We start from the raw sequence: 17502 nt of genomic DNA, 5'->3' as shown, positions 1-17502 counted from the left end.
GCCTACCGGCCCGCCCGCAACCGGGACCGACCCCACTCCCCGGCCCCGAACCCCGACCACCACCACACCCGCGACCAGGGAAGACCCGACACCGGTGCCCCGGCCCTCGACCGCCGGCACCCCGCGACCGGAACGGCCACGACACCGACTCCCGCCCCCACCTACCGGCCCGCCCGCGACCAGGGCAGACCCAACTCCGGGGCCCCGAACCCCGACTGCCGACGCACCCGCGACCGGAGGACCCCGACACCGACCCCCGCCCCCGTCCCCGGCCCACCCGCGACCGGGGGCAGACCCAACTCCGGGGCTTCGCCCCCGTCCACCGGAGCTTCCGCGACCGGAGCGGGCCCGACACCGGTGCCCCGCCCCCCGACTGCCGGGGCACCCGCGACCAGGGAAGACCCGGCACCGGCGCCCCGGCCTCCGTCCGCCGGGGCGCCCGCGACCGGGCAGGCCCGGCGCCGGTGCCCCGGCCCCGTCCGCCAGGGCGCCCGCGACCAGGGAAGGCCCGACTCGGGCCAGCGGCCCCCCGTCCGCCGGGGTCGGCATCCGTAGCCCTGCCGGAGGGTGCCCGCTCCCCCTGGGCCACCCTTAGCTGCCGGTCTGTCACGGGCCGGAGTCCGGGGTCAAGGGTGGGGCGAAGCCCCATCGCGCAGCGACGCCCCCGCAGCGAAGCGGAGGGAGCGCCCTTGACGCCGGACGCAGGCCCGACAATCAACAAGCGGGGTGGCCCGGGGGGAGCCCCCCCGACACCGCCCCACCCCGACACCGGCACCCCCGCACCCGCCCCCGTCACGGACGGGCACCCCGACACGGCGCCCCGCACACCGGCCCACCCCACACACCAACGCCCGCCCCGACGCGTACCCCCGCACCCGCCCCGCGGGCACGACGAACCAGCCCGCCACCCCGGCAACGCGGGCCCAATGTCAGAGCAGGCGCATACCCTTGGGCGGGCGTGAGGGACTGGGGAGCTGGGCGAACGGTGGAGCAGCCGACATGCGGCCCTCCGGCACCGGCGCCACCGACGCAGGTCCTCCGCACGCCGGCCCCGCCCCCGGCCCACCCGGGCCGCCGGCGCACCCCAAGCACCCCATCCCCGCAACCCCGTCGAGGGCCCTCCGGCAGGAGGCGTCCGGCGACAGGCCGTCCGGCAGGAGGCGTCCGGCGACAGGCCGTCCGGCAGCGGGCCGCCCCGCGGCCGTCCCCCCAGCTCTGAAGTTCCGCGCCGGGGATCCAGCCCGACTCCAGCGAAATCCCCGCCCCCCGCAAAACCCGGCCCCGGCCGATAATGCGGCCCTGGCGGGCAGCCGCCAGGCTGCCCGCCAGGGCCGGGAGCGCGCGGCATGGGGACCGTGCGTGACGGGACCGCACGCCTCGGACCTACGGCCGCGGGCCTCCGGCGGTCTCGGGCCTCGGGTCGCGGGATTCGGACCGCGCGCCTCGGACCGCGCGCCTCGGACCGCATGCCGCAGGCCGCACGCCTCGGGCCACACGCCACAGACCGCACCCCGCGCCCCGCGCCCCGCAGACCGCACCCCGCGCCCCGCAGACCGCACCCCGCAGGCCGCACCCCGCAGGCCGCAGGCCGCAGGCCGCGAGTCCGGGACGGTCACACCTTCCAGGGCATCTCCAGACCGAACTTGTACAGATAAATACCGATCAGCGCGCCGGCGATCACCAGGCCGACAGCGGTCAGGATCGCGTTGCGCCGGCGGACCTTCGGGTCGAGAGCGCGGTGCGCGGCCTCGGTGACCTTCCGCTTCGTCCAGCGGAGGATTATCTGCGCCCACACGAACTCCGTCGCCCAGACGGCCATGCCCGCGAAGATCACCAGCCAGCCGGGGCCGGGCAGCGGCAGCAGGATGATGCCCCCGCCGACTATGGCCAGACCCACCACGAAGACCCCGACCTGCCAGCTCACATGCAGCGCGCGCGAGCGCTGAATGAACCCCGGTGCCTTCGACCCCCACACCCGGTGCTCCGGAGTCTCCGGCTTCTCCGGCTCGTCAAGCTTCGCCACCGGAGCGTCGGTGTCGGTCTTGTCCATTCTCCTGTCCCCCTGATCGCCACGCCCGACATTCATGGAGACACGTTACGGGCTGAGACGGTTCCGGCCGTCCACCCGGCGGCCCGTCGTGCCGGAGCCGCCTCCTCCCGGCGGTGTACTCCGCTCCCCCTCCCCGGAGCACGGGGCCGGGGCACCGCGCGCAGCCGCGCCGGGCGGACGCGGCGCGGCTCGGCGCCCACTTTCTCAGCAGGTTCTCAGGAATCGTTCATGGAAGACGCGCCATGCGCCCTTCCGTGATGGCGAGAGCCTGCACGAGGTCGTAGATGCCGAAGCCGGTGGTGAGCAGGTCCCGGTTGAGCAGCACCTCGGCGGTGCGCAGCCGCGATCTGACGGTGTTGCGGCTGATGCCGAGGGCGCGGGCGGCGCGCTGGGCGTCGGCGTTGGCCGTGACCCAGGCCCGTGCGGTGGTACGCAGGGTGTCGTCGAGCGGGTGCAGGAACGCCGCCGCCCAGGCCCTCGCCGGCGGTGAGTGGATCAGCTCGGCGACGGACGGCACGGCACCGTCGCCCGCGCGGCCGGGGCCGGAGCCGCCGCCGGCGCCGGCCACGGGCCCGGTGGACGGGGGGTCGGCGAGGGCCAGGGCCAGGTGGAGCAGGGCCCGGGAGTCCACCTCGTCGAGGTCGAGGCCGAGCAGCCGCTCCGCCCGTCTGACGTGGGCCGCGACCGTGTTGCGGCTGACGCCCAGGAACCGGGCGGCCCCCGAGCGTGACACGGTCAGCCCGACCCGCAGGATGTGCACGGTCAGCCGGGGTGAGTCGGCCAGCGGGCGCAGGAAGGACCGGGCCCACTCCGCCGCGTCCGGCCGGGGCAGAAGCTGGGCGAGGGGGGACTCGCCGCGGTAGGACGCCACGCCGCCGGGCAGGTTCCCGGCCACCGAGAGCGCGTGCCGGGCCTGCTCGTACGCCTGCGAGGTCGCCTCCAGCGCATGGACGGCGCTGATGCCCAGGGCGTAGCCGGCGTTCTTCCGCGCCAGGCGGCGCAGCTCCAGGCCCCGCCCGGCAGGGGCAGGACCGCTCTCGGAGTCCTCGGAGTCCTCGGAGACCAGGCAGATGAGGTGCTCGCGGATGACCGGGCACTGCACCATGAGGTCGCGGTCGTGGTAGCCCGAGGGGTCCTGGAGGCCGAAGGCCAGGCGGTCGCGTTCGGCCGCGGGGCACTGCAGGAGGTAGATGCGCAGGGTGCGCGCCTGCAGCAGTTCGGGGACGGCGCCGACGGTCATCCGGCGGGCCAGATCCGGGTCGCCGGCCAGCAGGGCCTGGAGCACGGCGAAGCGCATTTGCCGGGCCTTCGCCTGGTAGCTGCGCTGCACCGCCCCTGCCTCGTGCAGGCGCAGCAGGAGTGCGACGGAGCGGGCGGCGTCGGCGGCGAGGCGGGCGTCCTCCCGGGCGGGAGGCTTCGCGCCCGCGACCACCAGTACCGGCCGCGCGGGCCACAGGCCGGTGGTGTCGCCGGTGTCGAAGGCGTGGAGGCGGGCGCGGTGACCGGCCGGCTGGGGCTGCGGTTCGAGGACGTCGAGACGCAGGTGCAGCCCGCCGGCCTCCAGCCCGGCGACTCCGCCCCGGCCCTCGCCGAGCCGGGCGAGCCCGGCGGGTACCGCGCCCAGCACGGCGTGCGGGAACCCGGCGGAGGCCGCGACCAGAGCCCCCGTGCTCCAGACGAGCGCGACGTGCGCGTCGATGTGGCCGCGTAACCAGTCGACGATGCGGCGCAGGTCGGGTTCGACGGGCCGTGCGGCCTGCCGCTGCACCTCGCGGAGTAGTTCATCGGAGCGCGCGGTGCGCCAGTGCGGATCCCTGATCCCTGATGACTGCATGGCAGTCCCCCCTCTGCGTAGGGCAGACATCCTGCGGAATCTTCCTGAGAAATGCCCGCCGCACGACGCACGCACCGGGCCTTGACGTGGCGGCGGCCGTCGGCCTACGTTGGGCAAAACGGTTTGGCAAACCGATTTGCGTGAGGAGGAGAGCGGGATGGCACGACCGGTCATAGCGGATGTCGCCGCCCGCGCGGGCGTCAGCAGGACGACCGTCTCCCACGCCCTGTCCGGCAAGCGGCCGGTGTCGCCCACCGTGCTCAAACGCGTGCAGGAGGCGATGGCCGAGCTGGGTTACGTGCCGCGGCGCGCGGCCCAGACACTCAAGAGCGGCGCCTCCCAGATCGTCGGCCTCATCGTGCCGGACATCAGCAACACCTTCTTCGCCGACCTCGCCAAGGGCGTCGAGGACGTCTCCCTGGACCAGGGATACAACGTCGTCTTCGGCAACACCGCCTTCGAGGTCGAGCGCGAGCGCTTCCACCTGAACATGATCCGGTCGCGGGCCGTCGACGGCGTCGTCTACGCCGCCGGCGCGCCCTCGCCGGCCCCGGATACCGCCGAGATGCTGGCGGGGATCCCCTTCGTGCTGGTCGACGAGGAGGTGCCGGGAATCGGCGCCACCAGCGTCGTCTCGGACAACGCGGAGGGCGGACGCCTCGCCGCCCGGCATCTGGCGGCCCTGGACCACCGGGACGCCCTCGTGCTGTCCGCCTCGTCCCAGCTCATGTCGAGCCTTCGTCGCGTCGAAGGTTTCCGCGACCTCTGGCGGGAGACGGGCGGCGGCTGCGAGGTGCGTCCCGGTGGTTTCACCTACGACGGCGGCTACACGGCCGTGCGCGAGGCCGCCCCCCTCTTCCTCGACCGCGGCTTCACCTGCATCTTCGCCGCCAACGACATGATGGCCTTCGGAGCCGTCGCCGCCCTGCGCAACCTGGGGCTCGACGTCCCCGCGGACGTCTCCGTCGTCGGCTTCGACGACGTGCTGGCGGCCCATCTGATCGCCCCCGCGCTCACCACGGTGCGCCAGGACGCCGCCGTCCTCGGCCGGAGGGCCGCCGAGGAGCTGTACCGCATCATCACCGACCCTGCGAGCGGGCCCGAGCACACCGTGCTGCCCGTGACCTTAAGGGAACGCCACTCCACCGCGCCGGCGCCCCGTCGCCCGGCAGGCCGGAAGGGAGCGCCAGGCCGTACGAGAGAGTGAAGGAGCGTGAGGACGTGTCCGGCATCCATGTAGCGCAGGCATCGAAACTGTTCGTCAGCCGCCGGCGGGAGACGCTCGCGCTCTCGCGTACGGAACTCAGCGTGGCATCCGGCGAGATCGTCTGCCTCGTCGGCCCGAGCGGCTGCGGGAAGACCACGCTGATGAACCTCATCGCCGGCTTCGAGCAGCCCACCGAGGGCAGCGTCGAGGTCGGCGGCCGGCGGGTCGAGGGCCCGTCGGCGGACCGCGCGGTCGTCTTCCAGGCGGACGCGGTCTTCCCCTGGCTGACCGTACGGGACAACGTCTCGTACGGGCCGCGCATGCGCGGCGTACCGCGCTCCGAGTGGGCGCCGGCCGTCGACCACTTCCTAGCCCAGGTCGGGCTGAGCGACTTCGCCGACGCCTATCCCAAGGAGCTGTCGGGCGGCATGCGCAAGCGCGTCGACCTGGCCCGCGCCTACGTCAACGAACCCGAGGTGCTGCTGCTCGACGAGCCCTTCGGGGCGCTGGACCTGTTCACCAAGGAGGAGATGTGGCTCTTCCTGATCAGCACGTGGCAGGCCGCGCCGAAGACCGTCCTCTTCGTCACCCACGACATCGAGGAAGCCCTCTTCCTCGGCGACCGCATCGCGGTCATGACGCCGCGCCCGGCACGGGTGCGCGAGATCGTCGAGGTCCCCTTCGAGCGGCCCCGCGACCTCGACGTCCGCGGCGAGCCCGCGTTCCAGCACCTGCGCCTGCGCATCGCCCATCTGCTGAGGGAGACGACCGATGACGCTGCCTGAGACGACTCCCGTCCGCCCGCCCGCGGCGCCGGACGACCGGTCCCCCAAGCGGAAGGGCCCCGCGCGGCGGCTGGCGGGGCCGGCGCTCTCCGTGGCCGTGATCGCGCTGGCGCTGTTCCTGTGGTGGCTGTTCACCACCGCCACCGACGCGATCGACCCGCTGAAGTTCCCCGCGCCCGACAAGGTGTGGGACAGCGCGTCGAACCTGCGCGAGACGCTGTGGTCGGACGCCACCGCGACGCTCGGCCGGGTGGTGGTGTCGTGGTCCGCCGGCAGCGCCCTCGGCGTGGCCGTGGGGCTGCTCATGTCCCGCTCCCGCACGCTGTTCTACGCGCTGACGCCGGTGATCGAGGCCGTCCGGCCGATCCCCCCGGTGGCGCTGATCCCCTTCGTCATCCTGTGGTTCGGCATCGGCGACAGCGGCAAGATCTTCCTCGGCGCGCTGGCCTCGTTCATGGTCATGGTCGTCAACACGATCGTGGCCGCGGGGAACGTCAACCCGCTGTACGGCCGGGCCGCCCGGTCGCTGGGCGCCGGCTCCGGGCAGGTCTACCGCACCGTGGTGCTGCGGGCCATCGTCCCCGAGTTGCTCTCCGGGCTGCGGATCGGCAGCGCGCTGACGTTCGCGGTCGTCGTGGCCGCGGAGTTCCAGGGCGCGCAGAGCGGGCTCGGGCGGCTGATCATGCAGGCCAGCCGGACCCTCAACACCCCGTCGGTGCTGGTGGGCACGATCATCATCGCGATCGAGGCCGTCCTGCTCGACCGGATCATCAAGCTGCTGAGCGACCGGGCCACGCGCTGGTCCGCGTCGGCTCCGTGAGCGCTCCCCGCGCCGTCCCGCCGCCGGGGCGCGCGCACGAACCACCCGAGGAGAGCACGACATGCGCACGTCCTCACCGCTGACCGCCGGTCTCGCCGTCTCCGCCGCCCTGCTGCTCACCCTGTCCGCCTGCGGCTCGGGCTCGGAGCCCGGCGGCGGCGACCCGAACACGGTGCGGCTGGGCATCTCCCCGTTCCAGGACACCATGCTGCCGATCATCGGCCAGGAGAAGGGCTGGTTCGAGGAGGAGGGCCTGAACGTCGAGCTGAAGACGCTGGCGTGGAACACGGTGACGCCGTCGGTCGCCTCCGGCTCCGTGGACGTGGCGATCAACAACACCACCGGCCTGGTCTCTGTGGCGGAGGCCACCGACGACATGGTGTACGCCTACGGCTTCAACCCGTTCACGGAGGGCTCCGCCCTCGTCGCCCGCCCCGGCAGCAACCTCACCACGTACGAGGACGCCGTCGAGAAGGGCCAGGACGAGGAGAGGGCGCGCACCGAGGTCATCGAGCAGTTGCGCGGCAAGACGGTCGTCACCACCAACTCCACCGACATGGGCAAGGCGCTCGACCTGGCGCTGGAGTCGGTCGGCATGTCGACCGACGACGTGACGGTCATCGACATGGACCCGGACCAGGGGCTGGCCGCGTTCCTGTCCGGCACCGGCGACGCCTACATCGGCGGCGCCCCGCAGCGCGCGCGGGCCGTCGCCGACGGCTCCCCCGTGCTGCTGGCCGGCCCGGACCTCGCCCCGCCGCCGATCAACGGCTGGGTCACCACGGACTCGTACCTGGACGACCACGAGGACAAGATCCTCAAGCTCACCCATGTCATGCATCGCATCTTCCGCTACTGCGACGCCGAGACCGAAGCGTGCGGGAAGATCATCACCGACCGGCTGAACAAGGAGACCGGCAGCCAGTCCGGCGTCAAGGACTTCGTGGACGCCTGGCAGAAGATCGAGCTGTACGCGCCGAACGCAGCGGCGGTCAAGAAGTGGGTTCTGGACGAGGACGGCGTCGCCTACTGGAAGCGCACCTGGGACGGCGACAACGACTATCTGACCCGCACCGGCGCCCTCGGCTCCCCCGTCGACCCCGAGAAGCACTTCGCGGGCGAGAAGGTCTGGCGGGACTACGTGGACAAGTACGGCGCGCACGAAGAGGGCTACTGAGCACCGCGCGGCCCCGCCGGGCCGGCGGTCGGAGCGAGGAGGACGCCATGAGCGGCACGCACACCATCCATCACATCGTGACCGGCGAGCTGGAGAGCTCCCTGGCGGTGAGCCTGCTGAACAGCGGCGCGCATCCCGATCTCGACCGCGGCTCCGTGCTCCCGTACGGATACCGCCACGACATCCGGCGCCTCGACGGCAGCCTTCACGAGGGCGTGATGGTGCCGGTGCCGGTGTGGCTCATCGAGGGCGCGGACCGCACGATCCTCATCGACACCGGTCTCGGCGACATCGAGGAGGTCTCCGCCATGCAGTCGCGCTACGGCGTCGACTTCGTCGCCGAGCGCCGCGGGTCGCAGCAGGACATCGTCGCGGGTCTGGCCAGGCACGGCGTCCGGCCCGCGGACGTGGACGTGGTGGTCCTCACCCATCTGCACTTCGACCACATCGGAAACAACGAGCTTTTCCCGCGGGCGACTTTCGTGGTGCAGCGCGACGAGCTGCCGCAGGGAATCGCGCCGCCGCAGTTCTGCATGTTCTATTACCCGGAGTACTCCTACAAGGTCACCGACGTACGCGACCGGCTCCGGGTGATCGACGGCGACGTGGAACTCGCGGACGGCATCAGGCTGGTGAAGATCGGCGGCCACACCCCCGGCTGCATGGTGGTCATGGTCGAGACCGCAAGCGGCACCGTCTGCCTCACCAGCGACGTCATGTACAACTACCGGAATCTGGAGCTGAACTGGCCGATGGGGTCCTTCTGGGACCTGGCCCAGCTCATGCGTGGATACGACCGGCTGCATCGCGAGGCCGACATCATCGTCCCCGAGCACGACTGGCAGTTCACGGAGCACTTCCCGAAAGGAACCATTCGATGACCGCGAAGAAACTGCTGCTGCTCGGTGAGTCGTGGACCACGCACATGATTCACCAGAAGGGGTTCGACACCTTCACGACCACCGAGTACGTCGAGGGTGCCGGCCCGCTCACGGCGGCGCTCTCGCGGCGCGGCTGGGAGGTCGACCACCTCCCGGCGCACACCATAGAGCGGGACTTCCCGGTCGACCCCGCGGCGTTGGGCGCGTACGGCTGCGTCGTCATCTCCGACGTCGGCGTGAACACCTTCCAGCTCACCCGTTCCGTCTTCAACGACGGCGACCGGGACGTGGACCGGCTGGGGATGCTCCGCGCGTACGTCGAAGGCGGCGGCGGGCTGGCCATGGTCGGCGGCTACCTGTCGTTCGCGGGCATCGACGGCAAGGCGCGCTACGGGGCCAGCCCGCTGGCCGACGTCCTGCCCGTCCGCGTACTCGACCACGACGACCGGCGCGAGCTGCCGGACGGCCGTGTCCCCGCCCCGCGCGCCGAGGCGCACCCCGCGCTGCCGGACGTGGCCGGGCCGTGGCCCTACCTGCTGGGCTACAACAGGACCGTGCTGCGGGAGGAGGCGACGCTGCTCGCGGAGATCGACGGGGACCCGCTGATCGCCGTGCGCGAGGCGGGCGCTGGCCGTACCGCGGTCTTCACCTCCGACATGTCGGCGCACTGGGCCCCGGCCGGCTTCACCGAGTGGACGGGCTACGGGCCGATGTGGGACGCGCTGCTGAGCTGGACCGCGGCGGCGCCGCGGGGCGCCGAGGCGGCGGCACCGGGGGCCGCCGCACGGTAGCGGGTCCGCCGCCGTCCCCGCGCACGGGGCCTGTCCCGGCCCGTCCACCACGGCTGAAGCCTTCCGCACTCCGCGCGCACCCGGGATCTCCTGCCGCCGGTCTTCTCCCTGCCATCCGCTTCGGACGCGACTTCTTGACGAGCTCACGTCGCGCGGATACGGTCCGCAGCGGGACGCGTAGCAAGCGCTTACCGAATTCTTCGGAGTCCTCTTCTGGCAGGGGAGATGACGCAATGCGGAAGCACAGCGGGAGCGTTGCCGCACGGGCCGTCGCGGCAGCCGCGGCGCTGGCCCTGACCGCCCTCGCGGCGGGTCCGGTGCAGGCGGTGCAGGGTGCCGGCGAGGCCCCGACGGCGGGGCGGGGGGCGCCCGTCGTGCTGCCCGCGCTGGCGCCCGGCCTCGTGTCGTACTACGACTTCGCCCACCCGGCCCCCGGCGACCCGGCCCGCGAACGCGACCGGGGCCGCTCCGGCACCGACATCGAACTCGTCAACGGCGGCGCCGCGATGCGGGTGCCCGACCGCGCCTTCCCCGGCGCCGGCGACGCGCTGCAGACCGCCCAGGTCTCCCCCGGCACCGCCGGGAACGACGACTGGAAGGCCGGCGTCCACGGCCCGGACGGCGTGCCCTCCCTGAGGGCGTTCAACGGGGCGCAAGCGGCCACCGTCATGGGCTGGTTCAAGGTCACCGGCGACAACCCCGCCCCCGACTCCACCACCGCGGACCCGGACGACCGTTACAACGCCGTCGGCCTGGCCGGCGTGCTCTCCGGCAACTCCGACGGCCACGGCGTACGCGCCTTGCTGGAGCTGATCGAGGTGGACGGCGAGCTGCGGCTGGTCGCGCTGGGCCGCCGGCTCGACGAGGGTGCCTCGCAGACGCTGGCCGCCACCGAGGACTGGCGCCGGCTGCTGCCGCCGGACGAGTGGGTGTTCCTGGCCGCGACGTTCGACTACGCGGACGGCACGATGGCGCTGTACCGCAACGGCGAACCCCTCGACGCCTTCTACACCGTCCCCGGTGACCCGTGGCAGGTCGGCGGGCCGGGCGAGCACCGCGCGTCCCCGACGGACCCCGCGGGCATCAAGATCGGCGGGAGCTTCCCGCAGAACACCCTGGAGCGCAATCCCTGCAACTGCCGCATGGACAGCCTGATGTTCCTCGACCGCGAGCTGACCGGCACGCAGGTGCGCGCGCAGTACCGGCTGATGGTCTCGCCGCGGCGCTGAGCCGCGCACCGCGGCCGTACGCCCCCGTCCCCCGTACCCACGCGGCGCGTCCCGCCCGTAGCGCACGCGCAGACCGCACACCCAGAACGGAGCCGGCATGCCCCCACCCACCCGCCGAAAGCCCCGCCTCCTCGCCCCGGCGCTCGCCGCGGCCGTGGCCGCGACCGCCCTCCTCACCGCCCCCGCCGAGGCCCGCACCGAGCCGACCGCCGCACCGGACGCGACCGCCCCGGCCGCCCTCCCCGGGGACGCCATCCTCCCCAAGCCGGTGCCCGCGAAGCTCGGCCTGGTCGTCGAGGAGTACGCGCAGTTCCCCGAGTCCGAGCCGACGCCCCCGCCGACCGATCCGCGGCTGATGCGCCACGCCCGGATCAACGCACTCGCCGAACTTCCCGACGGCTCCGGCCGCAAGGCGGTACCGGACCTCAACGGCAAGCTGTACCTCGTCGAGGACGGGGAGCCGCCCCGCACCTACCTCGACGTCGGCGCCACCTTCGCGCCGCAGTTCTTCTCCGGCCAGGGCCTCGGCCAGGGCTTCGGCTACGCGGCCTTCCACCCGGACTTCGCCCGCAACGGCCTCTTCTACACCGTGCACACCGAACTGGCCTCCACCACCGACGAGGAGCCGGACCTCACCCCGCAGCCGAACACCGGCTACCACGGCATCATCACCGAGTGGACCGCCGACGACCCGGCCGCCGACACCTTCTCCGGCACCCGCCGCGAGGTGCTGCGTCTCGGCTTCAACGGCCGCATCCACGGCATCCAGCAAATCGCCTTCAACCCCACCGCCCGCAAGGGCGGCGCCGACTACGGCATGCTCTACGCGGCCGTGGGCGACGGCGGTACCGGCGTGCGCACCACCGAGCCGCAGGACCTGGCGCTGCCGCACGGCAAGCTGCTGCGGATCGACCCGCTCGGCGACGACAGCGCGAACGGCGCGTACGGCATCCCCGCCGGCAACCCCTTCGCCGACCGCCCCGGCGCCCTCGGTGAGATCTACGCGTACGGCTTCCGCGACCCGCACCGCTTCAGCTGGGACAGCGGCGGTGAACGCCGGATGTACCTCGGCCACATCGGCGAGCACGCCATCGAGTCGGTCTACGAGGTACGGGCCGGGGACAACTTCGGCTGGAGCGAGCGCGAGGGCCCGTTCGTCTTCGACAAGGACCCGGCCGACCCGTGCAACGCCTACAAGCCGCTGCCGCCCGACGACGACACGTACGGCTACACCTACCCTGTCGCCGCCTACGACCACGACCCGCCGGCCGACTGGAACTGCACCGACGACGTCGGCCGGGCCGTCTCCGGCGGCTTCGTCCACCGCGGCGACGACCTGGCCAAGCTGCGCGGCACGTACCTCTTCGGCGATCTCGTCGACGGCCGCGTCTTCGCCACGAAGACGGGCGAGATGGACCGTGACGCGGCCGAGATGGCCACCATCCACCAGCTCAGGCTCTACGACGGCGCCACCGGCAAGCGCGTCTCGGCGCAGGACCTGGCCGGCGACACCCGCGTCGATCTGCGCTTCGGCCAGGACGCAGCGGGCGGCCTGTACCTGCTGGCGAAGGCGAACGGCAAGGTCTGGAAGGTCACCGGCACCCGCGGCCCGGGGCTGCCGTAGCCGGCCGGGAGCCCTGCCCGTGGACGGCGGGCGCGGTCGTCAGTCCGGCGTGCCGGGCCGGGTCCGCGCCCGCCGTTCCCGTTCGCGGGCGAACTCCAGCCAGGCGGCAGCGTCCAGCGGGCGGACCTGGCCGTCCCGGCCGGCCCGCCCGGCGGTGTCCTCGCCTTCGGCCGACGCGAAGAAGCGCGCTCAACACCTGCGGGCTGTACGTCGGCGTCGCGCTCGCCGGCGCGGGCGGCGGCGCGGCGCTGGCCGTCTCCGACGGCACCGGCGTCAAGGTCGCGGCGACGGCGGTGGGGCTGCTCGCGTACGCGGTGACGGCGCTGGCGATACGCCGCTACCCGGCGGACTCCCGGCCTTCGTCACAGGCGCCCGCCCCCGTGCCCGCGCCGGCGCAGCCGGAGGAAATACCGTGAACACGGGATGAGCCCGCGGGCCCGCGCCGGGGTACGGTCGGTGCACCGGCTGTCCCCGGCCCTCCGGGCGGCCACGGCATCCCCGCGCCCGCGTTCAGCGGTCGCTCGTCGTGATCCGCCACAGGCCCCACCATCCGGTCGCGCCCTGCCCGCGCTCCCGCTCCGCGCGGGAGTAGCGGGCAAGGCCGCGGGCCGAGAACAGGGCCATCCCCGCGTGGAAGCCGGCCACCGGTACCGGTACCTGCGCCCAGTAGGCCAGCCGCCCGTCGACGGACCACTCCACCTCGGACGTCCGGGCCCGGCAGCCGATCCGGTAGCGGTGCGGCTGCCCCAGTTCGGTGGGCACGTTCATGAGGACGCGGTGGACGTAATGGTCGTCCGGCCGGCTCACCCCGGGGATCACCAGCCGCTCGACAACCGCGTACACCGTGTCGTAAGTGGCGGCGTTGATGACGACGCCGCTCTGCGCCAATCCACGCTTCGGCAGCCACGACCTCGGCGTCCCGGCCGCCCCGCAGACCCTCATGACCTCGGCGTGGGCGCCCGGCCGGCAGCCGTCCGGCCGTCCGCCCGGGTCCGGCCCTCAGCCCTCACCGAGCCGCAGGGCACCGGCGCGCTTCGCGGCGCTGCTCCGGCCCGCCGCCCACAGGGTGCGGATGTGCCCGAGGTGGCGGGCCATCAACTCCTGCGCCGCGGCGGCGTTTCCGGCGATCATCAGGTCGAGCAGCGTGAGATGCTCCTGCGCGGAGTCCACGAGCACGCCGGCCCGGTCGAGGTCGGTCAGGCCGTACAGCCGGGAGCGGTTGCGCAGTTCGGCGACGACGGTGACGAGGTGGTCGTTGCCGGCGAGCGCGAGCAGGCTGAGGTGAAAGCGGCGGTCGGCCTCCAGATAGCCGATCAGGTCGTGGTCGCGGGTGGCCTTGACGATGTCCTCGGCGAGAGGGCGCAGCGCCTCCAGCTCCTCCGCGGTGGCCGTTTCGGTCACCCGGCCCACGGTGGGGACCTCGATCAGCTCGCGGACCTCCGTGTAGTTGTCGAGATCGCGCTCGGTCATCTCGGTGACGCGGAAGCCCTTGTTGCGCACGGCCTCGACCAGCCCCTCGCGGGCGAGGTCCAGCATGGCCTCGCGCACCGGCGTGGCCGAGACGCCGAACTCCGCGGCCAGCGCGGGTGCGGAGTAGATGACGCCGGGGTGCAGCTCCCCCGCTATCAGCGCGGCGCGCAGTGCGTTGGCGACCTGGTCGCGCAGGTGCTTCTGCACCGAGATGAGCTTGCCCCGCTTCGCCTCAGCCATGGCGTTCCCTCCGCGGACGGCGAGGGCCCGGGGCGCGATGTGACATTGCGCAATCGTACCCCGCCCCTCCGCCCCGGCGGCCGAGGGCAGGGGCGCCAGGGCGGGGCGGGGAACCCGTACGCGCGGTGGTGCGGCGGGTCAGCCCAGCCCGTCGGCGAGCAGCTTCCCGGTGACGCGCCGCACCACCGCCTCCTGTTCGTCCGTCAGCGGCGAGCGCGGCGGGCGGCAGGGGCCGCCGTACAGCCCGGCGACGTCCATCGCGACCTTGATCGCCTGCACGAACTGCGGTGTGGAGTCCCAGCGGAGCAGGGGGTGCAGGGCCCGGTAGAGCGGCTTGGCCACCGCCAGGTCGCCGCCGGCGGCGGCGCGGTAGAGGGTGGCGCAGGCGGCGGGCAGCGCGTTGGGGAAGCCGGCGATCCAGCCGACGGCGCCGGCGACGGCCAGTTCCAGCAGCACGTCGTCCGCGCCGGCCAGCAGGTCGAGTGCGGGCGCCCGTTCGGCGATTTCGTACGCGCGGCGGACGTCACCGGTGAACTCCTTGACGGCGACGATGCTCTCCTCGCCGTGCAGGGCGGCCAGCAGCGCGGGGGTGAGGTCGGTGCGGGTGTCGTACGGGTTGTTGTACGCGACCACCGGCAGGCCGGCCTTCGCCACCTCGGCGTAGTGCGCGCGCACCGCCCCCTCGTCCGACCGGTAGGCGGTGGGCGGGAGCAGCAGGACCGAGCCGGCGCCCGCCTCGGCCGCCCGCTCGGCCCAGCCGCGGGCCTCGGCGCTGCCGTAGGCCGCGGCGCCCGCCATGACCCGGTCACCGTCGCCCGCAGCGGCCACGGCGGTGTGCACCAGCCGGGTGCGCTCGTCGTCGGTGAGGGTCTGGTACTCGCCCAGGGAGCCGTTGGTCACGACCCCGTCGCAGCCGGAGTCGAGGAGCCGGCGGACGTGCTCGGCGTAGGCGTCGAAGTCCACGGACAGATCGGGGCGCAGGGGAAGCGCGGTGGCGACCATGAGGCCGCGCCAGGGGCGGGACCGTTCCGGTGGGGCAGAGGTCATGGAGTACTCCCGGTGAGTCGCGGCAGGCGGGCGGGTCCGCGCCGGCGGCGCGGACCCGCGGCTCAAAGTACAATGTCACATGGTTTTCGCCTACCGCGTCCTCCTGCTCTCCCGGGCATCGAGTTCGATGGCGAGCGGGGTGGCGGTGAAGACCGAGGAGTACGTGCCCGCGGCGATGCCGACGAGGAGCGCGAGCGCGAAGTCCGTGAGGGCCCCGCCGCCCAGCAGCGCCAGCGCCGCGAGGATGAAGACGGCGCCCATGCCCGTGTTCACGGTGCGGGGGACGGTCTGCAGGATCGCCGCGTTCGCGACGGTACGGAACGGCTTGGTCCGGTCGGCGGCGGCGAGTTCGCGGACACGGTCGTACAGGACGACGGAGTCGTTGACGGAGTAGCCGATGACGGTGAGCAGGGCGGCGAGGAAGACACCGTCGACGGGCTTGCCGAGCCAGGCGAAGACGCCGACGAGGATGACGGCGTCGTGCACGAGGGCCGCGACGGCGGAGACGGCGTACGTCACGCGGAAGCGGACGGCGAGATAGAGCAGTTGTGCCGCCAGGGCGACGCCGAGCGCGATGAGCGCGCCGGTGCGCAGTTCCTCGCCGAGGCTGGGCCCGATCATCTCGTCACGGACCTTCTCCGCACCGCCGCCCAGCTCGGCCACCGCGTCGGTCACGTCGGCCGCCTGGTCGTCGGAGAGCTCTTCCGTGCGGACCGTCAGCTCGTTGTCCCCGGAGGAGTTGACGACGGCGCGCGGCAGCCCGGCGTCCTCCAGCGCCGCGCGGGCCCGGTCGGCGTCGACGGTCCGGGTGGTGGAGTACTCGACGAGCCGGCCGCCGGTGAACTCGACGCCGAAGTCCAGCCCGCGGACCGCGATGCCGCTGCCGGCCAGCAGCAGGGCGACGCCGGAGACCGCCAGCCAGCGGCGTGAGTGCCGCATCAGCCGCGGGTTGCGCCGGATCAGCCAGGCCCGTACCCGGCCGTGGCCCGCGATCCCGGACCTGCCGGGACGCGTACGCAGCGCGCGGCGGCCGGCGGCGAACTCGGCGAGCACCCGGGTGACGACCAGCGCCGAGAACATCGACGCAAGCACGCCGATCGCGAGTGTGACGCCGAAGCCGCGCACGGGCCCGGAGGCCAGGAAGAACAGCAGGCCGGCGGCGATGAGCGTGGTCACGTTGGAGTCGGCGATGGCCCCGAACGCCTTGCGGAAGCCGCCGGCCAGCGCGGTGCGCACGCTGGGCCGGCGGCGGGCGGCGTACTCCTCCCGCGCCCGCTCGAAGACCAGCACGTTCGCGTCCACGGCCATGCCGATGGCCAGCACGAAACCGGCGAGCCCCGGCAGCGTCAGGGTGGCGCCGAGGGCGGCCAGCGCGGCGTAGGAGACGAGGGCGTAGCAGGCGAGGGCGACGGTGGCGAGGAAGCCCAGCAGCCGGTAGACGAAGACGATGAACAGCGAGGTCAGGGCGGCGCCGATGAGCGCGGCCCAGGCGCTGGCGGAGATGGCCTCGGCGCCGAGGGTCGGGCCCACGGTGCGCTGCTCGACGGTCTCCAGCGGCACGGGCAGGGCGCCGCCGTTGACGAGCAGGGCCAGCTCGCGCGCCTCGTCGCGGTCGAAGTCGCCGGTGATGCGGGTCGAGCCGCCGGTGATGCCGGTGCGGCAGCCGACGTTGGGGTCGACCTGCGGCGAGGAGATGACCTTGCCGTCCAGGACGATGGCGATACGCCGCGCCGGGTCACCGGGGGGCGCGCACGCGGCGGCGCCGGTCAGCCCGGCCCACCCCTTGCCGCCGGCGCCGTCGAAGCCGACGGTGACGAACCAGCCGAGGGCCTGCCGGGTGTCGAAGAGGGCCTCGGCGTCGGCGACGTCGGCGCCGGTGAGCGCGGAGGGCCCGAGCCGCAGCGGCTGCCCCGCCTCGTCGGGCAGGACCTCGCCGCCGGCTCCCCCGCCGTCCGTCTCCTTGCCGTCCGCGAGGCCGAGGACGGGGTGGAAGGTGAGCTGGGCGGTGCGGCCGAGCAGACCGGCGGCCTCCCGGGGGTCCTGGACGCCGGGCAGTTCGACGATGATCCGCTTGTCGCCGGAGCGGGTCAGGGTGGGTTCGGTGACGCCGAGGGCGTCGACGCGGTTGCGCAGCACTTCGAGGGTGTGGTCGGTGGTGTCCGCGTCCGCCCGCGCGGTGTCGGAGTCGCGGGCCTCCAGGACGATCTGGGTGCCGCCGCGCAGGTCGAGCCCCAGGTGTACGGGCACGAAAACGGCGACGGCTGCGGACAGGGCGAGAACGGCGAGGGCCAGCACGGCCCGCACGCGGGTGGCGCGTGTCATGGGGTTTGCTCCAGCCAGGCATGGC

Annotated in this window: 14 protein-coding genes; 8 read left to right on the top strand and 6 right to left on the bottom strand. The window is 73.6% G+C overall.

Annotated features, from left to right (window positions below; all coding sequences use genetic code 11):
• Window positions 1–1612 precede the first annotated feature (1612 nt).
• Window positions 1613–2050 carry a TIGR02611 family protein gene (locus I003_RS0121155; RefSeq protein WP_027773335.1) on the bottom strand — a complete coding sequence of 146 codons (438 nt, stop codon included), beginning with the start codon at window positions 2048–2050 and terminating at the stop codon, window positions 1613–1615.
• 226 nt (window positions 2051–2276) lie between these two features.
• The gene (locus I003_RS0121150) at window positions 2277–3884 is read right to left on the bottom strand and encodes a helix-turn-helix domain-containing protein (RefSeq protein WP_027773334.1); all 1608 of its coding nucleotides are present in this window, start codon (window positions 3882–3884) and stop codon (window positions 2277–2279) included.
• Between the two features lie 157 nt (window positions 3885–4041).
• On the opposite strand from I003_RS0121150, the gene I003_RS32795 reads away from it, so the two are divergent.
• The 8 genes from I003_RS32795 to I003_RS0121110 all read left to right on the top strand — a co-directional run bounded on the left by I003_RS32795 (window position 4042) and on the right by I003_RS0121110 (window position 12398).
• Window positions 4042–5091, top strand: coding sequence for a LacI family DNA-binding transcriptional regulator (locus tag I003_RS32795; protein ID WP_051368369.1), 1050 nt, complete (start codon window positions 4042–4044; stop codon window positions 5089–5091).
• Window positions 5092–5105: 14 nt separating this feature from the next.
• Window positions 5106–5876, top strand: a complete 771-nt coding sequence (locus I003_RS32790) for an ABC transporter ATP-binding protein (RefSeq protein WP_037721353.1) — start codon at window positions 5106–5108, stop codon at window positions 5874–5876.
• The gene (locus tag I003_RS0121135) at window positions 5863–6696 is read left to right on the top strand and encodes an ABC transporter permease (RefSeq protein WP_051368368.1); all 834 of its coding nucleotides are present in this window, start codon (window positions 5863–5865) and stop codon (window positions 6694–6696) included. The genes I003_RS32790 and I003_RS0121135 overlap by 14 nt, the downstream gene beginning before the upstream one ends.
• Window positions 6697–6757: 61 nt before the next feature.
• Complete coding sequence (locus I003_RS0121130; RefSeq protein ID WP_027773332.1) at window positions 6758–7873, top strand: ABC transporter substrate-binding protein; 1116 nt, start codon at window positions 6758–6760, stop codon at window positions 7871–7873.
• A 47-nt stretch (window positions 7874–7920) separates the two neighbouring features.
• A complete protein-coding gene (locus I003_RS0121125) occupies window positions 7921–8754 on the top strand; it encodes an N-acyl homoserine lactonase family protein (RefSeq protein WP_027773331.1) in 834 nt (277 codons plus the stop codon).
• Entirely contained in the window at window positions 8751–9545 is a 795-nt protein-coding gene (locus tag I003_RS0121120; RefSeq protein WP_027773330.1) for a glutamine amidotransferase, read from the top strand. Before I003_RS0121125 ends, I003_RS0121120 begins: the two co-directional genes overlap by 4 nt.
• 233 nt (window positions 9546–9778) lie before the next feature.
• Complete coding sequence (locus tag I003_RS0121115; RefSeq protein ID WP_027773329.1) at window positions 9779–10774, top strand: LamG-like jellyroll fold domain-containing protein; 996 nt, start codon at window positions 9779–9781, stop codon at window positions 10772–10774.
• 97 nt (window positions 10775–10871) lie between these two features.
• Window positions 10872–12398, top strand: a complete 1527-nt coding sequence (locus tag I003_RS0121110; RefSeq protein ID WP_027773328.1) for a PQQ-dependent sugar dehydrogenase — start codon at window positions 10872–10874, stop codon at window positions 12396–12398.
• A 510-nt stretch (window positions 12399–12908) separates the two neighbouring features.
• On the opposite strand, the gene I003_RS32785 is transcribed toward I003_RS0121110, so the two are convergent.
• The 4 genes from I003_RS32785 to secD all read right to left on the bottom strand — a co-directional run bounded on the left by I003_RS32785 (window position 12909) and on the right by secD (window position 17477).
• Window positions 12909–13286 (bottom strand): DUF6081 family protein, encoded by a 378-nt coding sequence (locus tag I003_RS32785; RefSeq protein ID WP_486584318.1) that lies wholly within the window; start codon window positions 13284–13286, stop codon window positions 12909–12911.
• Window positions 13287–13397: 111 nt separating this feature from the next.
• On the bottom strand, window positions 13398–14108 hold the full coding sequence (locus I003_RS0121100) for a GntR family transcriptional regulator (protein ID WP_027773327.1): 711 nt from the start codon (window positions 14106–14108) through the stop codon (window positions 13398–13400).
• A gap of 138 nt (window positions 14109–14246) precedes the next feature.
• Window positions 14247–15155, bottom strand: a complete 909-nt coding sequence (locus I003_RS0121095) for a dihydrodipicolinate synthase family protein (protein ID WP_027773326.1) — start codon at window positions 15153–15155, stop codon at window positions 14247–14249.
• Between the two features lie 90 nt (window positions 15156–15245).
• A complete protein-coding gene (secD, locus tag I003_RS0121090) occupies window positions 15246–17477 on the bottom strand; it encodes a protein translocase subunit SecD (protein WP_027773325.1) in 2232 nt (743 codons plus the stop codon).
• Window positions 17478–17502: the final 25 nt, after the last annotated feature.

It is taken from the genome of Streptomyces sp. CNQ329 (assembly GCF_000482585.1).
The sequence above is the reverse complement of the archived record's forward strand: the minus strand, read 5'-3'. Positions and strand labels throughout refer to the sequence as shown.